We start from the raw sequence: 19,907 nt of genomic DNA, 5'->3' as shown, positions 1-19,907 counted from the left end.
TCCCATGCTGTTGCGTCGTTACCCCATCTTCAATCGTCGCCTGGCTCTGGTGGCCTACGGCATCGACTATCAGCTCAGCTCACCGGCCGAATGGCCTTCACTGGCGCAACATTGCCGCCTGCTGGCGCAGGGGCGTCAATATCTGGTGCCGTTCACCCACGAACAACTCGATGAACAGCGCCCCCTGCTGCTGGATCAGGATGCAATCCCGCTGGTTGAAGCGTCGAACGAACGGCTACCAAGCTCGTTTCCGGTGCTGGAACAGTGGCGTGACTGCCGACGCCGACTGGCCGTACACGGTGCCAACCGGGATCCACGCTGGCTCGGTGCCAGTCGCATGCTGGTGTTCTGGATGGGAGAAGAGGGGATCTGCCAACCCACCGAACACAAGCGGATGGCGCTCAATATCGAAACCTGGGCTGACTTTCTCCCCCTCAGAGAGAGCGGGGTCGACTTCTTTGCCGGTGGCTTTCTCGCTCGCCCCGAACTGGTTAACCAGCGAGCAAACAAACCCGACATGGTGCTGGTGCAGCAGATCCTCCAGCTTATCTGCCACGAGGAGTTCTCTTTTTCCCAAGTGGCTCGCTTGCTCGAGCAAGACACCTCTTTGCCCGGCCAGTTGATCACCTATGTCAACTCCCCCGGTTTTGATCACGCCAGCCCCATCACCTCGGTATCCCGTGCCCTCTCCTATCTAGGGGAGCAGGAGATCCGCAAGTTTGTGCTGATCAATGGTCTGGCCAAAATGAGCCAGCATATGCCGGAGGCCTGCACCCGGATCGCCATTGCCCGCGCCCGCTTCTGTGAGCTGATTGCCCTCACCGCGCTGGGCAAAGCCGAGGCGAGCTGGGCCTTTCTGGTGGGGCTGGTGCTCGACGGTTCCATGCTGTCGGAGCCGCTGATGGCTCACTTGCCAAAAAGTGTGAAGCGGGCCATCGAATTGCACGAAGGGCCACTGTTTCACCTGTTCCAGCTAGCCAGCACTTATGAACAGGGCAACTGGGCCCTGCTGGAGCAACTTGCCCCCAAATACCAACTCGCTCCTGCCAAGCTCACCCCCGTCTATTTTCAAGCGCAAATGTGGGGGCAAGCGTTTCTCACCCGTTAGGTGATGGCAAGCCGGGGAGTCACTGGCTAAAATGGGCCCCCTTATTTCCAAGACAGACTCCGCACCATGACCCTTTCCGGATTCCAAGGCCTGGTCTTTGACCTTGATGGCACCCTGGTCGACTCCATGCCACTGCACCTCGCCGCCTGGGAGCATGCCGCCCGCGAGTTTGGCTTTCACTTCGATGCCGACTGGTTCTATGAACTGGGCGGCATGCCGAGCCGCAAGATCGCCCTGCTGGTCGCGCAAGAGCAACAGATCCCCCTCGATCCACTCGCCGTGACCCGCTGCAAAACCGAGCACTATGTCGCCAACCTGCACAAGGCCACAGTCTTCCCGGCCATGCAGGCACTGGTCGAGCGTTATCACGGTGTCATCCCGATGGGGATCGGCACCGGCTCGCCCCGCGTCAACGCCGAAGCAGTGCTACGCAATACCGGGCTGGATCGCTACTTCTCCGTCGTCGTCACTGCTGACGACGTGGAGTTGCACAAACCCAACCCGGATACCTTCCTGCTGGTCGCCAGCAAGTTGGGAGTCGCACCGCCAGGCTGTCTGGTGTTTGAAGATACCGGCATCGGGGTACAGGCAGGAAAAGCCGCAGGAATGCAGACCTGTATGGTCAAAGAGGGCAAGCCGATCGGACTAACGGAGTGATGCAGAAACAGATATCGCCCTGCAAGGGGCGATAAGCGGAACCAGCTCCCATACGGGACAGGATTGAAAATGAGAGCCGGTTACGTCAGCCGCTGACGCAGGGCGCGTCAACGGGCAGGTCGGGGCAGACGATTACTCGTTGTTACCACCGCCCTGATTGTCATCATAACGGCCCGGGGCACTATGGGGACGCGGCGCCATGGAGACACGAGGCTTGCGGGCGCGCTGGATGTTCACCGGCGGACGGCCAGAGTGCATGGCGATGGTGGAGATCTTGGCCTTGTAGACCAGCTGCTGATTACCATGGGCATCGGTCAACAGCACGCTGTACTGGTCAAAGCCACTGATGGTGCCTTCCAGCTTGATGCCGCTCACCAGAAAAATGGCAACCTGACTGCGATTCTTACGCAACCAGTTAAGGGCGGAATCTTGCCCGTTACCAAGGGAAAAGGCTTGCTCAATGGTGGAGTAGCTTGGGGATTCAGTTGTCATAAGTTATTGTCCCGCAGAAAAAAGTGGCGTTTGATTGTGCTAAATGGCCACTGGCTTGTCAAAGTCATTCTCACTCCCACCAGCAATAGCGGCCTCCGGGGGCTGGTCGCTGACCAGTACAACTGCGATAATTGCCAATTCTGGCTCTATTACGTGCCTTATCTGGGGTTTTATCTTGCATCCGGTTTCACACCAACACCACACCACCTATGTCCATGATGCCACTGCCTGCGAAGAGTGTGATCTGCTGATACCGGCCACACCGCTCGAGGTAGGCCAGGCCAGCTGCTGTCCCCGTTGCGGACACACGCTCAGTCGTCACCTGCCACAGCAGGAGCGGCGCCCCATCGCCTACGGCTTCGCTGCACTTATCATGTTCGTGCTCGCCAACGCCTTTACCTTTATGTCCTTCTCGGCCAAAGGGATCGGCCAGGAGATGACCTTTCTGCAGAGCATCACCACCCTGGTGGATGAGGGCTATCTGTTTCTCGGCGCCGTGCTCAGTGTGACCCTGATCGGTTTGCCGCTGGTCTACATGGGCTCCATCATGCTGGTGCTGTGGCGTATCGATAAAGATCTCCACAGTAATGCCTTGCGCTCTCTCGGCCGCCTGCTTTGCCGGATCAAATCCTGGCTGATGGTGGATGTGTTTCTGGTGGGGGTACTGATCTCGCTGGTCAAGCTGATGGGGATGGCCGACATCAAGATGGGGCTGTCGTTCTGGGCTTTCGTCGGTTACACCCTGCTGCTGATCAAGATGATCTCCTCACTGGACCGGATGTGGCTATGGCAGCGGCTGTTCGGCCCCTCCGAGCCGCGCGAAATCGATCCTGAAGCGGGCGCGCTGGCATCGGGCCTGGTGGGCTGCCATATCTGTGGCGCCCTGAGCGAGGTGGGCAGCCATAGCTGCGCCCGCTGCGGCGGTCACCTGCATGCGCGCAAACCCGGCGGCCTCAACCGCACCTGGGCACTGCTGTTTACCTCCGCCATTCTTTATGTACCCGCCAACCTCTATCCCATCATGAATACGGTGTTTCTCGGTGATGACAGTCCCTCCACCATTCTTGGCGGTGTGGTGCTGTTGTGGGCCATGGGCTCCTACCCGATTGCAGCCGTCATTTTCTTCGCCAGCGTGGTGGTGCCGCTGGTAAAAATAGTGGCGCTATTCTGGCTTTGCTATATGGTGCAGCGCGGCCATGCCGCCTCGCCGCTAGGCAAGCTCAAACTTTATCGTATGACTGAATTTGTCGGACGCTGGTCAATGATCGACGTCTTCGTGGTCGCCATCCTCGCTGGCCTGATCCGGCTCGACAATCTGATGACTATCTATCCTGGCCCTGCGGCCGTTGCATTTGCAGGCGTGGTATTGATCACCATGGTCGCCGCCATGAGTTTCGATGCCCGCTTGATCTGGGATTTACAACAAGGAGACCCCGAACGTGAATGAGCGTAAAAAAAGGTGGAAACCGGGCTCTGATTTTATGAGCTCTGCTGCCGCAATCTGGATGGTGCCTCTGCTGGCGCTGTTCATCGGTCTCTGGATGCTGTTCCAGCACTGGTACTCCCAGGGCCCCAGCTTCACCCTGACAGTCGCCACTGCCGAAGGCATTGTGGCGGGCAAGACGGTGATCCGCTCCCGCGAGGTCGATGTCGGCCGAATTGAAGCGGTCGAACTGAGCGATGACTACAGCCACGCGGTGCTGCGGGGGCGACTAAGCAATGCTGCGGCAGGCATGCTGCGCGGTGACAGCCAGTTCTGGGTGGTCAAGCCACGGGTGGGTCGTGAAGGGGTCTCCGGCCTCGGCACCCTGCTCTCCGGTGCCTATATCGAACTCTCCACCGGCAAGAAAGGGCGGGCACTGGACGAGTACGCCATGCTCGACAAACCGCCGCTCGCCTCCCTTGATGCCAAGGGACTGCGCCTCACCCTCAACAGTCGCGACACCCGCGCGCTGAGCGAAGGCTCGCCCATCAACTATCAGGGCTTCACCATAGGTCAGGTGGAAGAAGCGAAGTTCCTGCCAGAAAAGAGCGAGATGCAGTATCAAATCTTCATCAATGCCCCTTATGACATTCTGGTCAGCAGCAACTCCCGCTTCTGGCTGACGCCGGGCTTCGAAGTCTCCATGAGCAGTGAAGGGATGAAGGTGAAGATGGATTCACTGGAGAGCCTGCTCGACGGCGGCATCACCATGGGTCTGCCACCCGGCTGGTCGCCCGGTGAACCCGTTACCAAGATGGAAAATTTCACCCTGTTCCAGGATGAGGCGAGCGTGCTGGCCGGTAGTCTGGATCAGTTCATCGACTACGTCTTCCTGTTCGATGACAACGTGGGTGGCCTGCACCCGGGCGCCGCCGTGCAGTATCGTGGCATTCGGGTCGGTACCGTCATCTCTGCCCCCTACCTCATCGAGGACAAGGGCGTGCAGATCTTCAAGAGCCGCCAGATCCCGGTGCTGGCCCGCATCGAAGTGCAACGCCTCTCCCACCGCTATGCCAAGGCGGAGAAGGATCAGTGGCGCGCCCTGTTCGGCAAGCAGTTCAAGGAGGGGTTGCGTGCCAGCCTCAAGACCTCGAGCCTGCTGACCGGCGGCAAGATCATCGATCTCAACTTCTACCCGGATGCACCACGCTTCGAGCAGGCCAAGCTGGCCGGCTATCAGGTCTTCCCCACAGTACAAGGCGGACTGGACCAGATTGAGCGCAAGGTAAACACCATCCTCGACAAGTTTGTCGACATGGATATGGCGACCACCTTGGCCAAGGTCAACGGGTCACTCTCCACTCTGGATGGCACCCTGAAGAACATCGGTGCGGTCAGCGCCAACCTGAACAAGCTCACCGCCAAGGATGCAACCCAGCAGCTACCGGCATCGCTTAACGAGAGCCTCAAGCAGCTGCAGGAGACCTTGCAGGCCTATGATGCCCAGTCACAGACCAATCAGGACCTGCGTCAGTCGGTGCAGACCCTCAATCAGTTGATGCGTGAACTGCAGCCGCTGGTGCACTCCCTCAACGAGCAGCCCAGTTCGCTGATCTTCGATCGCGCGCATCCATCGGACCCTGAGCCCAAGCGAGGCAAACAATGAAAAAACAGATCCTGACGCTGGCCCTGCTGGGCCTGCTGGCGGGTTGTAGCAACAGCCAACCGAGCCTGCACTACTACTCGCTCGATGCCGACAGCCCGCAGCAGGTCGCCGCAGCGGCCAAACCGCAGCACCAGCTGGTGCTGCGCCCGATCAGCCTCGCCAGTCAGCTCGACCGGATCAGCCTGGTCTATCAACTGGAAGGGCAAGAGCTGCACTTCACCGAGTATCACCGCTGGGCTGGCTCGCTGGACGATCAGCTCAACCAGCTCACCCTCAATGGCCTCTCGACCCGGCTGCCGGGCTGGGTGGTACGGCAGGATGGCGCCCGCAAGGGGCCGGTGCTGACCATTCTGGTGGAGCGCTTTCAGGGCCGTCATGACGGCAGCGCCGTGTTGAGCGGCCGCTGGCGCCTGCTGGCGGAAGATGGCACCGTGCTGCGCGATGCCCCCTTCCGTCAGGAGCGGGTACTGCCGGCCGATGGCTACAACGCGCTGGTGAACGAACTGGGTCAGGGCTGGCAACAGCTGCTCGACCAGATCGCCAGCGAGGTGCGCCAGAGCGCCAGCTAACCGGTCTACCCCGGATTGCAGATACAAAAAAACGACGCCAATTGGCGTCGTTTTTTATGGGCGAGTGTCAGGTGATGATTCACGCCTTGGCGGGCAAACTCAGGCGAGCGACAGCCTCGACATGCATAGAGTGCGGGAACATATCGACCGGCTGGACCTCGTCCAGCACGAAGCCCTGCTTGACCAGCCAGGCGAGATCGCGGGCCAGAGTCTGCGGGTTGCAGGAGACATAGACCAGCCGACGGGGCGCCATAGCCACCAGGGTCTGCAGCACCGCCTTGTCACAACCCTTGCGGGGCGGATCCAGCACCACCACATCAGCGGTCACGCCCTGAGCGTGCAGCTCGGGCATCAGCTGCTCGGCCTTGCCAACGTGGAATTCGGTGTGCTCAATGCCGTTGAGGGCGGCATTGCGACGGGCATCGCTGATGGCGCTCTCCACTGACTCGATCCCCACCACCTTGGCGGCCTTGCCAGCCAGGAACAGGGAGATGGTGCCGATACCGCAATAGATGTCGAACACCGTCTCATTGCCGGTCAGCTCGGCATATTCGAGGGCGCTGGAGTAGAGCACATCGGTCTGGGTCGGGTTGTTTTGGAAGAAGGAGAGCGGCGAGATCTCGAACTCGAGTTCGTGGATCTTGTCGCGGATCACCCCTTCGCCCAGCAGCACCCGGTTGGTGGTGCCCAGAATGCGGTTGGTGCGCTCATCGTTGATGTTCTGCACCAGAGTGGTGATCGGCAGATCGCTCAGGGCAGCCAGCAGCTCGGCTTCGAACGGCAGCGCGTCACCCAGGGTCACCAGCACCACCATCAGCTCGCCGCTCTTGAAGCCCTTACGGGTCATCAGGTTGCGCACGCAGCCGGTGTGGTTCACTTCGTCATAGGCGGCGATGTCATGCTCGCGCATCCAGTTGCGCACCCGGGCATTAAGCTCTACGTGCAGTGAATCCTGCACCGCGCAGTCATCGGCAGTGATCAGGTCATGGGAGTGCTTGCGATAAAAGCCGATCTCGGCACCGGCTTCGCAGCCACGCACCGCGTATTGGGCCTTGTTGCGATAGGCGAACGGGCTCTCCATACCGAGGATCGGGTTGACCTTGGTCTCCCCCAGCCCGACCTGCTCCAGTGCGCTCTGCACCAGCGCCTGCTTGAGCTTGAGCTGGGCCGGATAGGCCAGCGGGCGCACCTGACAACCACCGCACTCGGTGTTGGGGCAGAAATCGGCAACCCGATCGGCAGAGGGCTGGAGCAGCTCGGTGACCTTGCCATGCAGATAGTTCGGCTTGACCTCGGTCAGCTCCACCAGCGCCTGCTCACCGGGCAGCAGACCTTCGACAAACAGGGGGCGATCGAACAGGCGTCCTTTGCCATCTCCTTTGTCGGTCAGTTCCAGGATCTCGATCTGGTGTTGATGTCCCACTAACGGCATGAGCGGCTCCAAAAATACAAAAATGGGGGGTGATGGACGCGGCACAGCCATGCCCATCAAGAAAAGGTGGCAGAGTTTAGCGGAGATCCGGCCAAATTGCAGGCATAAAAAGCCTGCGTGTTGTAATGGTGGTGGCGCCTGGCCATCTGCCGAGCCCTGTTACCTTTCAGGGCTGCGTTAAATTTAGCCCTTGGGCCGCAACGCCCAGCCTGTTAAAATTCCGCCCTTGAATTTATCCAGGGCCCAGCGCCCGTCTTAGCTAAGGTCTACCGCGATGCGTACCAGCCAATATCTGCTTTCCACTCTCAAGGAAACCCCCTCCGACGCTGAAGTTGTCAGCCACCAGCTGATGCTGCGCGCCGGGATGATCCGTAAACTGGCCTCCGGCATGTATGCCTGGTTGCCAACCGGTCTGCGGGTACTGAAAAAAATCGAGAACATTGTTCGCGAAGAGATGAACAATGCTGGTGCCATCGAAGTCTCCATGCCGGTGGTACAACCCGCCGAGCTGTGGCAAGAGTCAGGCCGCTGGGATGACTACGGCCCCGAACTGTGCCGCCTGACCGACCGCCACAACCGCCCCTTCGTGCTGGGCCCGACCCACGAAGAGGTGATCACCTCGCTGGTTCGTTACGAAGTGAACAGCTACAAGCAGCTGCCGCTCAACCTCTACCAGATCCAGACCAAGTTCCGCGACGAAGTGCGCCCCCGTTTCGGCGTGATGCGTGGCCGCGAGTTCCTGATGAAGGATGCCTACTCCTTCCACATCGACAAGGCCTCGCTGATCGATACCTATGAGCGGATGCACGCCGCCTACTGCACTGCCTTCACCCGCATGGGTCTGAACTTCCGTCCGGTGCAGGCCGATACCGGCTCCATCGGTGGTACCGGTTCCCATGAATTCCAGGTACTGGCCGAGAGCGGTGAAGATTTGATCGCCTTCTCCGACAGCTCCGAATACGCCGCCAACATCGAGATGGCCGAAGCGCTGGCGCCCGTTGGCGAGCGCGCTGCCGCTACCGCAGCCCTGACCAAGGTTGCCACCCCGGCCGTCCACACCATCGACGAAGTCGCCGCCTTCCTGAGCGTGGCGCCGACCGCCATCGCCAAAACCCTGCTGGTACTGGCAGAGGAAGATGAGCACGGCAAGCAGGCGGTCATCGCGCTGGTACTGCGTGGCGACCACGAGCTGAACGAAATCAAGGCCGAGAAGCTTTCTGGCGTTGCCAACCCGCTGACCTTCGCCAACGACGAGCAGATCAAAGCTGCCGCCGGTTGCGATGCAGGCTCCATCGGCCCGGTCGGCTTTGCCGGTCGCATCATTGTCGATCGCAGCGCTGCCCATCTGGCGGACTTCGTCTGCGGCGCCAACGACACCGGCTTCCACCTGACCGGTGCCAACTGGGATCGCGACATCGCTACCTATGAAGTTGCCGACCTGCGCAACGTGGTAGAAGGCGACCCGAGCCCGTGCGGCCAGGGCAAGCTGCTGCTCAAGCGCGGTATCGAAGTGGGCCACATCTTCCAGCTGGGCACCAAGTACTCCGAAGCGATGAAGGCGAGCGTGCTGAACGAAGGCGGCAAGTCCGTCACCATGGAGATGGGTTGCTACGGTATCGGGGTTTCCCGTCTGGTGGCTGCCGCCATCGAGCAGAACAACGACCAGTACGGCATCATCTGGCCGGACGCCATCGCCCCGTTCGAAGTGGCCATAGTGCCGATGAACATGCACAAATCCGAGCGCGTGGCCGAGCAGGCTCAGCAGTTCTACGCCGAGCTGAAAGCGGCTGGTGTGGATGTGCTGTTCGACGACCGTAAAGAGCGCCCGGGCGTGATGTTCGCCGACATGGAGCTGCTGGGTGTGCCGCACGCCATCGTCATCGGCGATCGCAGCCTCGACAACTGTGTGGTGGAGTACAAGTGCCGCCGCTCCGGCGAGAAGCAGGAAGTGGCCATTGGCGACATCATCGCCATGCTCAAGGCCAAGCTGGGCCGTTAATCCCGCCCCCTTGCCAAGATAAAAAAAGCGCGCCATTTGGCGCGCTTTTTGTTTCTGCTTTCTCTGACGACCGCAACCGGATGACAATCCGATTAGAAGGTGAATTCGCCGCCCATGAACCAGCCGTCGATAGACTGATCGATGTTGTCGAAGTCGACCTTGGCTTCACGCCAGCCAGCGCGCAGCTTGATCGGCATGGAGGAGAACTTGTAAGAACCACCCAGACGGTAGTCATAGTTGTCCGCATCGTGGGTACGCAGGTCGCCGAAGAAGGCGAAACCGGTACCCGGGATCTTCACTTCGCTGCCAGCATAGGCCATCAGGGTATCTTCTTTATAACCCTGGCGACCCCAGGTTACCTGCTCACCATCGTAGTGACGGCCGGTCATGCCCAGATCGATCTTGAACAGATCGTTGTTGAACAGACGGTAGTAGAGGCTCAGATCGTAGGCGGTCAGGTCGTTTTTGAAGGCGCCACCGGAGGTGCTGAAATCGGAGATTTCAAACTTGGCGTTCGGCAGGAAGATGATGCCGTGTTCCAGCTGCAGATAGCCGTTCCAGTTGTAGTTGTCATCGTAGTTGGTGCTGCGGTTATAGGCCTGACCACTACCCTGAGAAGACCATACATCCGCACCGGCAGCAAAACGCCAGTCGTTAGCGGCCATGGCACCTTGGCTGCACAGAGCCAATACAACACCGGCAATCAGCGTCTTTTTCATTACGTCACTTCCTCTTGCATACATGGAAAGGGCACTATTTTACTCGGTGCAGCCAAAATACCCAGCGGGAATCCTGAACAAACGACGACAAATGTCAGTGCTTCATATGCTTCATGCCTGCCATCGGCTCAATCGGCTTCACCGGCAGTGACAGATCCAGCTTCTGACCATCGTCCATGGTGAGGGTCAGCGGCATGGGAGCCTGCTCGGAGAGAGCACCCACCTCGAACAGCATGATGTGCAAACTGCCCGGTTTGAGTACCGCCTCGCCCTTGGCCGGGATCTCGATGCTCTCGACCTGACGCATCTTCATCACGCCATTTTCGTGCAGGTGAGTATGCAACTCGGCACGCCCAGCCGCAGCAGAGGCCGCCGCTACCAGCTTGACCGGCTGATCGGCATCGTTCTTGAGCACCATAAAGGCGGCGGTGTTGGGGGAGCCCGGCGGCAGCAGGCGCACATAACCATCAACCGCCTCGACCTTGGCCAGTGCTGGCGCAGTCATACCCAGTACCAGCAGAGAATAAAACGCACGTTTAAACATGGTTGAAATCCTTTTATGATGTTGTTAAACGGCAGCAAGGTTACCCCAGCGGCAACCTTTTTTGCACCTTTCAATAACAAGGATTTAGACATGGCCCCCATTCTCATTGCCGAGCAGCAGGATGGCTTGCTCACCCTGACCCTCAACCGCCCCGACAAGCGCAACGCCCTCAATACCGAGCTGTATGAGCAACTGGTGGCGGCGCTGCGAGAGGCGGCGGCCGATGACGAGGTGCATGTCCTGTTATTGCAGGGGCAGCACGACTGTTTCACTGCGGGCAATGACCTGGCCGACTTTATGGGCAAGAGTTCGCTGGAGCCCGACGACCCTATCCTGCAGTTCCTCCACACCCTGGCGGATTTCCCCAAACCTGTGATCGCCGCCGTTGGCGGCCCGGCAGTGGGGATTGGCACCACCATTCTGCTGCACTGCGATCTGGTCTATCTAGGGGATAACGCCCGCTTGCAGCTCCCCTTTGTCGAGCTGGGGCTGGTGCCGGAGTTTGCCTCCAGCCTGCTGCTGCCGCGTCTGGTGGGTCACCTCAAGGCGGCGGAGCTGTTGCTGCTGGCCGAAGCGATCGATGCAGAGGAAGCGCTGCGGCTCGGGCTGGCCAACCGGGTGGTAGCTGCCGATGGAGTGCTCTCCTTTGCCCGTGAGCAGGGACTAAAGCTGGCAGCCAAGCCGCCCAGGGCGCTGCAAAAGAGCAAGGCGCTGCTGAAACAGGAGCTCAAACAGGCGGTACACTTTGTCATCGATCTGGAGGCGCGCGCCTTCGCGCAGGCACTGCAAGGGGAAGAGGCGCAGCAACGGATCGCCCAGAAACTCAAACGGCGGAGCTGAGCTGCAACTCAGCCCCAGTCAGTTAAGACGAAAACGGCCGATCAGCTCGCAGCCCTGCACCTTGTCCTGTAGCTGGATCAGCCGGGCAATTTCCGGATTGGGGTGGCGCTTGAGGAAGGCGAGCAAGGCACCACGACAGCAACCCAGCTCGCTGATCAGTGCCTCGCACTCCCGGTTCGGGCATTGTGGCACCAGCGCCGTGACCAGCTCGGCGGCGAGCTTCAGGTAGCGCAACTCGTAAGTCGGCTCATCCATCGCCCGCCAGAAATCGGCCAGCCGGTGACAGGTGGCGACCCGCATGGTGGCCAGCTCGGTCAACTCGACCTGGGTCATCTCGTAAACATCCCCCAGCGCCTGCTGATAAAAGCAGATCGCCGCCCCCAGCGAACCGGCCTGCCAGGCTCGATCAGCCTCCAGCATGTATCGTTGCCAACTTTGCGGTGTCATCTCGCGCTCCCGGGTCCGTCATTGTGGGAGTGTTATCATGGCTAATTGAGAATAAATATCAACCAGAGGGTTAGTGCAGGATCTCTCCGCAGCCTTGGCAAACCGGACGCCCGACCTTATGATCATGCCCTTTCCCCTTCTTTGGAGCACACCACAATGCGACCTCGCCTCCCGCAGATGCTGGGCTGCTCCCTGCTCTGCGTGCCCCGCATGCTGGTCTGGATCTATTAGCTGCGCTCACCCGCACGCAACCAATCCATTCAGCAAAGGAGTACCAACATGAACACCTGCCAACACTGGTCGCAGGTCGAATACTTGCACCTGACGGTGACCAACCCCAATATCTGCCTCAAGGGGCAGCACAGCTACTACTCGGGTGCCTGGGATGGCCCCTTCGAGGAGGTGGCGGTGCGCTACCTCCATGGCGACCGCTTCAGCCGCCATCCCGATACCGGCTGGGAGCCGCTGTGGCATATCGACCGGCTCCATATCGGCGACTATGTGCAGATTGCCGCCGGGGTGAAGATCATCATGGGGGGCAACCACACCCACAACACCGCCTTCATCAGCACCTATCCGTTCGCCGATCTGGCAGCGCTCAAGCGCAGCTACCGCCCCGCCGGTGATACCCGCATCGGCAACGATGTCTGGATCGGCATGGAGGCGATGATCATGCCCGGTGTCACCATCGGCGATGGTGCCATCATCGCCGCCCGCTCGCTGGTCAATCAGGATGTACCGCCCTATGCCATGGTGGCGGGCACCCCGGCCGGGGTGGTGCGGATGCGCTTTGACGAGGAGGAGATTGCCCGGCTTCAGGCCCTCGCTTGGTGGGATTGGCCGGATCAACAGGTCAACGCCCTGTTGCCGCTGATCCAGCAAGGCGAAGTCGCCCTGCTTGAGCAGGCGGCCGCCCGCTGGGCTGAGCACCATGAGTGACCACCGCCAACCAGCACGAACAAGCTGACAGCAGAAGGGCGACCCCGGGGTCGCCCTCTTTCATCTTTGGCATGCATGAGATGCCGTCATAGCTCATCCGGTCACTGCACCGTTTTGGATTGACTACACTGCTTGCCGGGATAACCGGGCAGATCCTTGGCATCGCTGCCGCAGGCAAGCCGTTTGGCCTGTTGCAACCGGGCCGCCAGATTAGCGCTGTCCACCGGCATCCACTGCATCTGCTTGCCGAGCCAGCTGGCCCAGGCAAACTCGACGAAATAGACCTGCTTGTCCTTGCTGAAGTAGCCCGCATCCTGCAGCAGTCCGGCCAGGGTGCGATAGGGATAATCAGACAGCTTGTCGATGCTGGTCGGCAACTGCTCCGGGGTCAGCGGCTGCCCCTTTTCATCCTTGAGCCAGGCCCAGTGGTTGTTCTGCATCTGGCTCCAGAAATTGTCTTTATCCTGCAGGCGACCGATCACCTTGACCCTGGCCTCTGTGACGCCTTGTTGCCACAACGCTTTGGTCAGATGATGCCGATCCACTAGCCAGTAGCCGCCATCCGGCGCAATCACCACGGGGATCTCTTTCTTTTTCATTAACTTGTCGAGCTGCTTTGCACTCATGCCCGCCAATGTGGCCTGGGTCTCATCGACCTGGATCTGGCCGACGCCCCCCTGAGTCGGGTGCAAGGCATCGATGCCGATCTCGCACCAGTTGCCCACCGCCGTCTCGCGCTGGCACGGGGCCAACGCCCAGGCGCCCTGGCTCAACATACAGGCCAGCAATAACCATGCTTTCATCGTTTGATACTCCTTGCCACATTGAACTGCAGAGAGACCCGCATGCCCCCCGCATCCCCGACTGGGGTTGAGAGCCAAATGCTGGCGGCCAGACCAGTAAACGGGATATCATGATTCCCCATCTGTCGGCGACATTTTATCGCCGAGTTTTCTCCCCGCTTCACACTATTTGAAGGATCCGACCCATGAAAGGATGGAGCCCCTTGCTGGCCCTGTTGGGCTGCGCCGCTGTTCAGGCTGCCGATATTCCCGCCGGAACACAACTCGCCGCCGAACAAATTGTCGTTCGCCACCTCAAGGATGAACCTGCGAGCCTGAGCCCGCTCAAGCTGGTCGGCCTGCCGGAGTTGCAGGTGCTGCGGGATCTGTTCGAGGGACTGCTAACCCAGGGGCCGGATGGCAAACCGGTTGCAGGGGTGGCGGCTAGCTGGGAGAACAAGGGCAACCAGTTCTTTACCTTCCATCTGCGCCCGGATGCGCACTGGTCCAACGGCGATCCGGTCAAGGCCGGCGACTTCGTCTACGGCTGGCGCAAGCTGGTCGACCCGAAAGAGGCCGCCACCTTCGCCTGGTTTGCCCAGTTGGCCCGTTTCGACAAGGTGGACGAGATCGTGGCTGGCAAATTGCCTGCCAGCGAGCTCGGGGTCAAGGCCCTTGATGACCACACCCTGCAGGTGACCCTCTCCCAGCCGGTGCCCTACTTCCTTAACCTGCTAAGTCACCCCAGCCTGTCGCCGCTCCATCAAGCCAGCATCGAGCAGTACGGCAACCAGTGGACCCAGCCCGGCAAACTGGTGGGCAACGGTGCCTTTGTGCTGAACAACCGGGTGGTCAACGAGAAGCTGGAGCTGACCCCCAACCCTTATTACTGGGATCGGGCCCATACCGTATTGACCAAGGTGATCTTCATGCCGATCAATCAGGAGAGCGCGGCGACCAACCGCTACCTGGCTGGCGATCTGCATATCACCGAATCCTTCCCCAAGGAGCAGTACGACAAGCTGAAGCAGCAGATCCCGAATGAGGTCTACACTCCGGATCAGCTCGGCACCTACTACTACGCCTTCAATACCAAACAGGCGCCACTGAACGATGTGCGGGTGCGCAAGGCGCTCTCCTACACCATCGACCGCGCCCTGATCGCCGACAAGGTGCTCGGCACTGGCGAGAAACCGGCTTATCACTTCACCCCGGATGTGACCGCCAGCTTCACTCCTGCCGCCAACTTGCTCTCCACCAGCAGCCAACCGGCGCTGGACAGCAAGGCCAAGGCCCTGCTCAAGGAGGCCGGTTACGGCCCGGACAAGCCGCTCAAGCTGACTCTGCTCTACAACACCGCGGAAATTCACAAGAAGATGGCACTGGCCATCGCCAGCATGTGGAAGCAGAAGCTGGGCGCTGAGGTCGAGCTGACCAATCAGGAGTGGAAAACCTATCTCGACAGCCGCCAGAGCGGTCAGTTCGAGGTGATCCGCTCCTCCTGGGTCGCCGACTACAACGACCCCTCCGCCTTCCTCGGCCTGTGGGGCTCCCGTCACAGCGGCAACATGGCAGGCTTTGCCAATGCCCGTTATGACCAGCTGCTGGCAGAGGCGGCCAGCACTCAGGATGCTACCAGCCGCAGCAAGCTGTTTGGCGAGGCGGAGGCGATCCTGCTGGATCAGGCCCCCATCGCCCCCATCTACCAGTACACCAATGCCCGTCTCATCAAGCCATGGCTCAAGGGCTATCCCATCAACAACCCGGAAGATGTGGCTTACAGCCGCCAGCTCTATCTCGTCAAACACTGAGCTGGTAACCAAGGCTGAAACCAAAGAGGGCCGCCTGCGGGCGGCCCTCTTATTGGATACTGTTCATGCTCAAGTTTTAGGCATAAAATGCCGCCCTTCTAGTGAATCCCCCCTCTGATCATCGGTTGAACATGCGTTATCTGTTACTGCTCCCCCTGTTGTGGACCCTGCCTGTGCAGGCCAATAACGAAGCAAAATGCCAGCAAGAGTTTGTCGGCTGGATGCTGCACCAGCAGCAACAGTTCAGCGATCGCAAGTCTGACAAGATGGAGCGGCGCCGTGCCGAGCGCGCCATCGAGTTGGCCCGTCAGGAGTACGACAAACAGGCCAGCTTCTGCCAGACCATGCAGCTGGTGCGCAGCTACAAAGATGGCGATCCGCGCTTTAAACCGAGAACCGGTGAAATTCATGATTTCGCACCGGCCAGCTGACCCTCACTTCATCAATTCATTGTGTTGATTAATTGACCTAAGCCAAGTTCGGGGCACTAAAGAGCCTTAGAATGATTAACTGAAAACAACAATAAAAAACATATTTATCAGTTGGTTGGCTTTTTCAGGAACGACACATGACCAAACTCCATCAGGAGGGGGAGATACACTTCCCCGACAATATCTCACTCATCTCGACCACGGATCCCGCCAGCCATATTACCTATGCCAACCAGCACTTCTGTGATGTGGCAGGGTATGGTGCTACCGAAATGGAAGGGGTACCCCACAATCTGGTGCGTCACCCCGACATGCCCAAGGCTGCCTTCGCCGACATGTGGCAGCAGCTGCGACAGGGCAAAAGCTGGATGGGGCTGGTCAAGAACCGCGCCAAAAGCGGTCAGTTCTATTGGGTAAACGCTTACGTCACCCCGATCCTCAATGCCCAGAAGGAGATCGTCGAGTACCAGTCGGTACGCACCAAACCCGCCGCCAGCGATGTGGCCTGGGCCGAGCAGCTCTATGGCCTGCTGCGCAGCGGCAAAGCGCTTCCCTGGCTGAGTCGGTTTCACATTGAACCGGGTCAGCTGACCCTCTGGCTCTCCGCTTCTGCGTTGCTCACCACCCTTGCTACTTTTGCCACCGGCAACCTGTTCTGGCTGCTGCCCACAACCCTGTTGCTGCTGGCACAGGCAACCCACGGCTGGCGATTGCAGCAGCGGCTGGCTCACCTGCTTACCCTTGCCGATCAAGACAAGGGAACCCGTCTCTGTCAGGTGCTCTACACCCGACGGCGCGACACCCTGGCTGCCGTCGAACTGGCCCTGCGGATGAAGCAGGCCGAGCTCAAGGCCGTGGTCGGGCGCAGCGCCGACACCAACCAGCAGATCCTGCAGGCGGCCGAAGATGACCGGGGCAATATCCAGACCATCGATACTCACCTGCAGCAGCAACGCGCCCACAGTGAGCAGCTGGCCACCGCCATCACCGAGCTGAGCCACTCCATTCGCGATGTGGCACACAGTGCCCATGAGGCGAGCAATCTGGTCATAGAGGTGCAGCAGGTCTCTGCCGAGGGGCTGCAAGCATTGGCGACCACCCAATCCTCCGTCAACCAACTCCATCAGGAGCTGGATGCCAACCACGCGGTGCTGGCACAGCTCACCAGCGACAGCCAGAAGATCAGCGGCATTCTGGAGGTAATCAGCCAAATCGCTGACCAGACCAACCTGCTCGCTCTCAATGCGGCCATCGAGGCCGCCCGGGCGGGCGAACAGGGGCGCGGTTTTGCCGTGGTGGCGGACGAAGTGAGGGCGCTGGCCCAGAAGACCCGAGCCTCGACCAGCGAGATCCACGAGATGATCCAGGCGCTGCAACAGACTACACGACAGCTGTCGGACGGGATGACACAAGGGGCACAGACTTCGGTGCGCTGCCAGCAGCACGCGGGCACCACCGCCGACGTGCTCACCCAGATAAACCAAATGTTGGGGCAGGTAACCCGCACCAGCGACGAGATCGCCCAGGCGGTGAGTCAGCAGGCCGACGTCACGGCGACGCTCGATGAAGGGGTGCACCAGATCCACCAACTGGCCAGCCACACAGCTGACAACAGCAGGCAGGCCCTCGATGGCATCACCCTGCTGGTAGAGCGACTGCAGGATCTCTCGCGGCTGATCAACCAGTTCAGATATTGAAGCGACAGCGATCAAAAAAGCGCGTCAACTGACGCGCTTTTTATGGTTCTTGCCCTGGCAAAGCGGCTTATTCGGCGGTCTCGCTGCTGGCAAACTCCGGCACTTTGGCCATGGCATCCAGCACCACCTGAATACCGGCGCCCGGTTTGCAGGCGTTTTCACTCAGGTGACGGCGCCAGGCGCGGGCTCCCTGCATGTTCTGGAACAGCCCCAGAATATGGCGAGTCATGTGGGAAAGGTAGTTACCCTTAGCCAGCTCCTGCTCGATGTAAGGCAGCATCATCCGCACCACCTCGTGGCGGCTCGGCACCGCGTTATTCTGGCCGAACACCAGGTTATCTACCTGCGCCAGAATGTAGGGGTTCTGATAGGCTTCGCGCCCCATCATGACGCCATCCACATGCTGCAGATGCTCGAGAGTCTGCTCCATGGAGGTGACGCCGCCGTTGAGGGCAATGGTCAGCTCGGGGTAATCCTGCTTGACCCGATAGACGCGGGGGTAATCGAGCGGCGGGATCTCGCGGTTCTCCTTGGGGCTCAGGCCGCTCAGCCACGCCTTACGGGCATGGACTATGAAGGTGTCACAACCGGCATCGCGCACCTGTTCGATGAAGGCCTGCAGAAATTCGTAGGAGTCCTGATCGTCGATACCGATACGGGTCTTCACCGTCACCGGGATATCGACCACATCGCGCATCGCCTTGACGCAGTCAGCCACCAGCGCCGGTTCACCCATCAGACAGGCACCAAAACGGCCGTTCTGCACCCGATCAGAGGGGCAGCCGACGTTGAGGTTGATCTCGTCATAGCCACGCTCCTCGGCCAGCTTGGCGCAATGGGCCAGATCGGCCGGATTGCTGCCACCCAGCTGCAAGGAGATAGGGTGCTCCTGCTCGCTGTAACCCAGATAATCCCCCTTGCCGTGGATGATGGCGCCGGTGGTCACCATTTCGGTATAGAGCAAGGTCTGGCGACTCATCAGTCGATGAAAGTAACGGCAATGCCGATCAGTCCAGTCCAGCATGGGGGCGATGGAAAAACGCTGCGCCTGCATAAAAATCATCCGGGTTGGCTAAAGAAAGGGGCGGATTTTATCACAACGTGAAGCAGCCCCAGAAAATGAATTTTGTCGCCGCGCCATGCGAAGCCCTGTGATAGTATCCGGCTAATAGAAAGGGTATCTGCGCGATCATGAATCAAGACCAACTTTTACAACGAGCCGAGCGACTCTGTATACAGCGAGGGATCCGCTTCACCCCGACCCGACGTCAGGTATTTAGCCTGTTGGCGGCACACGGCAACGCCATCAGCGCCTATGATTTGTTAGCCCAACTGCAACAAACCGAAGCCAATGCCAAGCCGCCAACCGTCTATCGGGCGCTCGATTTTTTGCTCGAACAGGGCTTTGCTCACAAGGTGGAATCTCTCAACGCATTTATCTTCTGCTGCCACTTCGATCACGCTCACCCGATGCAGTTGTTGATCTGCGATGAGTGCGGGGATGTGGTCGAGCTTCACGATACGGCGATCGATAGCGCGTTTTCCGAGCAGGCCCACTTGCATGGTTTTACTATTACCAATAAGACAATAGAGGCACATGGCCAATGTGCTCGCTGTACGCCCACTGTAGGAAGTCATCATGAAGGCTGATTTTGTAAATCCGTTCCTGCTATCCCTGCTCAATGTGCTCTCGACCATGGCACAACTGGAACTCAAACCGGGCAAACCGAAACGCAAGATGGATGAGCTGGCACGCGGCGACGTCTCCGGCCTGATCGGCATGGTCGGCCCGCAAACCCGTGGTTCCCTCTCCATCAGCTTCGAGAAGGGTCTGGCGCTGGAGATCATGCGCCGCATGCTGGGTGAAGCCCCCGCCACCATCAACGAAGAAGTGACCGACATGGTGGGCGAGATCACCAACATGGTAACCGGTGGCGCCAAACGGATGCTGGGTGAGAAGGGTTACGAGTTTGACATGGCAACCCCTATCATCGTTTCCGGCCCCAATCACACCATCACCCACCGGGCCGATGGCACCAAGATCATGATGCCGTTCGAATCAGATTACGGCCGCGCCACCATCGAAATCTGCTTCGAGTAACCCTATGTGGAAAGCATTGAAATGGATTTTCATCTGCTGGGCCCTGCTGCTGATCCTGTCGGATATACAGATCAGCACCTCCCTCTACAAGTACGAGGATAACCGGGTGCTCATCAACTTCCCGCGCTGGGAAGCCAAGGATCCATGGGGTACCCTCGAGTGGCATGCAGGACGCATCAGCAGCCACTGGTATGGGCTGGAGGGAAAACCAAAACCGGTAGCCCCACAAATCTGAACCGTTAAATCGTTA

Annotated in this window: 21 protein-coding genes; 14 read left to right on the top strand and 7 right to left on the bottom strand. The window is 59.5% G+C overall.

Going from position 1 to position 19,907, the window contains the following annotated elements; all coding sequences use genetic code 11:
• Nucleotides 1-4: 4 nt before the first annotated feature.
• Nucleotides 5-1,108, top strand: a complete 1,104-nt coding sequence (locus tag BN4575_RS06680; RefSeq protein WP_068977633.1) for an EAL and HDOD domain-containing protein — start codon at nt 5-7, stop codon at nt 1,106-1,108.
• Between the two features lie 66 nt (nt 1,109-1,174).
• Nucleotides 1,175-1,765, top strand: coding sequence for an HAD family hydrolase (locus BN4575_RS06675; protein ID WP_068977632.1), 591 nt, complete (start codon nt 1,175-1,177; stop codon nt 1,763-1,765).
• Between the two features lie 132 nt (nt 1,766-1,897).
• Here BN4575_RS06675 and hfq read toward each other — a convergent pair whose 3' ends face one another.
• Nucleotides 1,898-2,257 carry an RNA chaperone Hfq gene (hfq, locus tag BN4575_RS06670; protein WP_042019475.1) on the bottom strand — a complete coding sequence of 120 codons (360 nt, stop codon included), beginning with the start codon at nt 2,255-2,257 and terminating at the stop codon, nt 1,898-1,900.
• A 175-nt stretch (nt 2,258-2,432) separates the two neighbouring features.
• Here hfq and BN4575_RS06665 point away from each other — a divergent pair, with 175 nt between their 5' ends.
• Genes BN4575_RS06665 through BN4575_RS06655 form a run of 3 tightly spaced genes read left to right on the top strand, consistent with a single transcriptional unit; the run spans nt 2,433 to nt 5,915 of the window.
• The gene (locus BN4575_RS06665; RefSeq protein WP_068977631.1) at nt 2,433-3,704 is read left to right on the top strand and encodes a PqiA/YebS family transporter subunit; all 1,272 of its coding nucleotides are present in this window, start codon (nt 2,433-2,435) and stop codon (nt 3,702-3,704) included.
• Nucleotides 3,697-5,346, top strand: a complete 1,650-nt coding sequence (gene pqiB, locus BN4575_RS06660) for an intermembrane transport protein PqiB (protein ID WP_068977630.1) — start codon at nt 3,697-3,699, stop codon at nt 5,344-5,346. Before BN4575_RS06665 ends, pqiB begins: the two co-directional genes overlap by 8 nt.
• On the top strand, nt 5,343-5,915 hold the full coding sequence (locus BN4575_RS06655) for a PqiC family protein (RefSeq protein WP_068977629.1): 573 nt from the start codon (nt 5,343-5,345) through the stop codon (nt 5,913-5,915). Before pqiB ends, BN4575_RS06655 begins: the two co-directional genes overlap by 4 nt.
• Before the next feature lie 79 nt (nt 5,916-5,994).
• Here the strand turns inward: BN4575_RS06655 and rlmD are convergent, their stop codons facing one another.
• On the bottom strand, nt 5,995-7,347 hold the full coding sequence (gene rlmD, locus BN4575_RS06650; protein ID WP_068977628.1) for a 23S rRNA (uracil(1939)-C(5))-methyltransferase RlmD: 1,353 nt from the start codon (nt 7,345-7,347) through the stop codon (nt 5,995-5,997).
• 274 nt (nt 7,348-7,621) lie between these two features.
• Between rlmD and BN4575_RS06645 the strand changes: the two genes are divergently transcribed.
• A complete protein-coding gene (locus tag BN4575_RS06645) occupies nt 7,622-9,346 on the top strand; it encodes a proline--tRNA ligase (RefSeq protein ID WP_068977627.1) in 1,725 nt (574 codons plus the stop codon).
• Between the two features lie 92 nt (nt 9,347-9,438).
• Here the strand turns inward: BN4575_RS06645 and BN4575_RS06640 are convergent, their stop codons facing one another.
• Together BN4575_RS06640 and BN4575_RS06635 are read right to left on the bottom strand one after the other, a co-directional pair.
• Entirely contained in the window at nt 9,439-10,065 is a 627-nt protein-coding gene (locus BN4575_RS06640) for a TIGR04219 family outer membrane beta-barrel protein (protein ID WP_068977626.1), read from the bottom strand.
• 94 nt (nt 10,066-10,159) lie between these two features.
• A complete protein-coding gene (locus tag BN4575_RS06635) occupies nt 10,160-10,609 on the bottom strand; it encodes a copper chaperone PCu(A)C (protein ID WP_068977625.1) in 450 nt (149 codons plus the stop codon).
• A 90-nt stretch (nt 10,610-10,699) separates the two neighbouring features.
• On the opposite strand from BN4575_RS06635, the gene BN4575_RS06630 reads away from it, so the two are divergent.
• A complete protein-coding gene (locus BN4575_RS06630; RefSeq protein WP_068977624.1) occupies nt 10,700-11,449 on the top strand; it encodes an enoyl-CoA hydratase-related protein in 750 nt (249 codons plus the stop codon).
• A gap of 18 nt (nt 11,450-11,467) precedes the next feature.
• Here the strand turns inward: BN4575_RS06630 and BN4575_RS06625 are convergent, their stop codons facing one another.
• Nucleotides 11,468-11,896, bottom strand: coding sequence for a DUF2753 family protein (locus tag BN4575_RS06625; protein ID WP_068977623.1), 429 nt, complete (start codon nt 11,894-11,896; stop codon nt 11,468-11,470).
• Between the two features lie 279 nt (nt 11,897-12,175).
• Between BN4575_RS06625 and BN4575_RS06620 the strand changes: the two genes are divergently transcribed.
• Nucleotides 12,176-12,835: a CatB-related O-acetyltransferase gene (locus tag BN4575_RS06620; RefSeq protein ID WP_068977622.1), complete on the top strand. Its 660-nt coding sequence runs from the start codon at nt 12,176-12,178 to the stop codon at nt 12,833-12,835.
• 101 nt (nt 12,836-12,936) lie between these two features.
• Here BN4575_RS06620 and BN4575_RS06615 read toward each other — a convergent pair whose 3' ends face one another.
• The gene (locus BN4575_RS06615) at nt 12,937-13,638 is read right to left on the bottom strand and encodes a ParB-like protein (protein WP_068977621.1); all 702 of its coding nucleotides are present in this window, start codon (nt 13,636-13,638) and stop codon (nt 12,937-12,939) included.
• Between the two features lie 185 nt (nt 13,639-13,823).
• Here BN4575_RS06615 and BN4575_RS06610 point away from each other — a divergent pair, with 185 nt between their 5' ends.
• From BN4575_RS06610 to BN4575_RS06600, 3 genes are all read left to right on the top strand, one after another.
• On the top strand, nt 13,824-15,428 hold the full coding sequence (locus BN4575_RS06610; RefSeq protein ID WP_068977620.1) for a peptide ABC transporter substrate-binding protein: 1,605 nt from the start codon (nt 13,824-13,826) through the stop codon (nt 15,426-15,428).
• A gap of 131 nt (nt 15,429-15,559) precedes the next feature.
• A complete protein-coding gene (locus BN4575_RS06605; RefSeq protein WP_068977619.1) occupies nt 15,560-15,859 on the top strand; it encodes a hypothetical protein in 300 nt (99 codons plus the stop codon).
• A 137-nt stretch (nt 15,860-15,996) separates the two neighbouring features.
• A complete protein-coding gene (locus tag BN4575_RS06600) occupies nt 15,997-17,556 on the top strand; it encodes a methyl-accepting chemotaxis protein (RefSeq protein ID WP_068977618.1) in 1,560 nt (519 codons plus the stop codon).
• Nucleotides 17,557-17,623: 67 nt separating this feature from the next.
• Here BN4575_RS06600 and dusA read toward each other — a convergent pair whose 3' ends face one another.
• The gene (dusA, locus tag BN4575_RS06595; RefSeq protein WP_068977617.1) at nt 17,624-18,610 is read right to left on the bottom strand and encodes a tRNA dihydrouridine(20/20a) synthase DusA; all 987 of its coding nucleotides are present in this window, start codon (nt 18,608-18,610) and stop codon (nt 17,624-17,626) included.
• Between the two features lie 137 nt (nt 18,611-18,747).
• Here dusA and zur point away from each other — a divergent pair, with 137 nt between their 5' ends.
• Genes zur through BN4575_RS06580 form a run of 3 tightly spaced genes read left to right on the top strand, consistent with a single transcriptional unit; the run spans nt 18,748 to nt 19,892 of the window.
• Entirely contained in the window at nt 18,748-19,206 is a 459-nt protein-coding gene (zur, locus tag BN4575_RS21195; protein WP_083221010.1) for a zinc uptake transcriptional repressor Zur, read from the top strand.
• On the top strand, nt 19,196-19,657 hold the full coding sequence (locus BN4575_RS06585; protein WP_016351979.1) for a chemotaxis protein CheX: 462 nt from the start codon (nt 19,196-19,198) through the stop codon (nt 19,655-19,657). Before zur ends, BN4575_RS06585 begins: the two co-directional genes overlap by 11 nt.
• 4 nt (nt 19,658-19,661) lie before the next feature.
• Nucleotides 19,662-19,892, top strand: coding sequence for a hypothetical protein (locus BN4575_RS06580; protein ID WP_042019447.1), 231 nt, complete (start codon nt 19,662-19,664; stop codon nt 19,890-19,892).
• Nucleotides 19,893-19,907 lie beyond the last annotated feature (15 nt).

The sequence above is a fragment of the Aeromonas sp. EERV15 genome, assembly GCF_900079845.1.
Lineage (GTDB): Bacteria > Pseudomonadota > Gammaproteobacteria > Enterobacterales > Aeromonadaceae > Aeromonas > Aeromonas sobria.
This window is presented reverse-complemented; position numbering and strand designations above follow the sequence as displayed.

Coding starts and splice junctions, on each gene's coding strand:
- hfq (WP_042019475.1), bottom strand. CDS start 2,257: ATGACAACTGAATCCCCAAGCTACTCCACCATTGAGCAAGCCTTTTCC.
- BN4575_RS06640 (WP_068977626.1), bottom strand. CDS start 10,065: ATGAAAAAGACGCTGATTGCCGGTGTTGTATTGGCTCTGTGCAGCCAA.
- BN4575_RS06580 (WP_042019447.1), top strand. CDS start 19,662: ATGTGGAAAGCATTGAAATGGATTTTCATCTGCTGGGCCCTGCTGCTG.
- BN4575_RS06655 (WP_068977629.1), top strand. CDS start 5,343: ATGAAAAAACAGATCCTGACGCTGGCCCTGCTGGGCCTGCTGGCGGGT.
- BN4575_RS06615 (WP_068977621.1), bottom strand. CDS start 13,638: ATGAAAGCATGGTTATTGCTGGCCTGTATGTTGAGCCAGGGCGCCTGG.
- BN4575_RS06680 (WP_068977633.1), top strand. CDS start 5: ATGCTGTTGCGTCGTTACCCCATCTTCAATCGTCGCCTGGCTCTGGTG.
- BN4575_RS06645 (WP_068977627.1), top strand. CDS start 7,622: ATGCGTACCAGCCAATATCTGCTTTCCACTCTCAAGGAAACCCCCTCC.
- dusA (WP_068977617.1), bottom strand. CDS start 18,610: ATGCAGGCGCAGCGTTTTTCCATCGCCCCCATGCTGGACTGGACTGAT.
- BN4575_RS06675 (WP_068977632.1), top strand. CDS start 1,175: ATGACCCTTTCCGGATTCCAAGGCCTGGTCTTTGACCTTGATGGCACC.
- BN4575_RS06635 (WP_068977625.1), bottom strand. CDS start 10,609: ATGTTTAAACGTGCGTTTTATTCTCTGCTGGTACTGGGTATGACTGCG.
- BN4575_RS06610 (WP_068977620.1), top strand. CDS start 13,824: ATGAAAGGATGGAGCCCCTTGCTGGCCCTGTTGGGCTGCGCCGCTGTT.
- rlmD (WP_068977628.1), bottom strand. CDS start 7,347: ATGCCGTTAGTGGGACATCAACACCAGATCGAGATCCTGGAACTGACC.
- BN4575_RS06630 (WP_068977624.1), top strand. CDS start 10,700: ATGGCCCCCATTCTCATTGCCGAGCAGCAGGATGGCTTGCTCACCCTG.
- zur (WP_083221010.1), top strand. CDS start 18,748: ATGAATCAAGACCAACTTTTACAACGAGCCGAGCGACTCTGTATACAG.
- BN4575_RS06605 (WP_068977619.1), top strand. CDS start 15,560: ATGCGTTATCTGTTACTGCTCCCCCTGTTGTGGACCCTGCCTGTGCAG.
- BN4575_RS06600 (WP_068977618.1), top strand. CDS start 15,997: ATGACCAAACTCCATCAGGAGGGGGAGATACACTTCCCCGACAATATC.
- BN4575_RS06585 (WP_016351979.1), top strand. CDS start 19,196: ATGAAGGCTGATTTTGTAAATCCGTTCCTGCTATCCCTGCTCAATGTG.
- BN4575_RS06625 (WP_068977623.1), bottom strand. CDS start 11,896: ATGACACCGCAAAGTTGGCAACGATACATGCTGGAGGCTGATCGAGCC.
- BN4575_RS06620 (WP_068977622.1), top strand. CDS start 12,176: ATGAACACCTGCCAACACTGGTCGCAGGTCGAATACTTGCACCTGACG.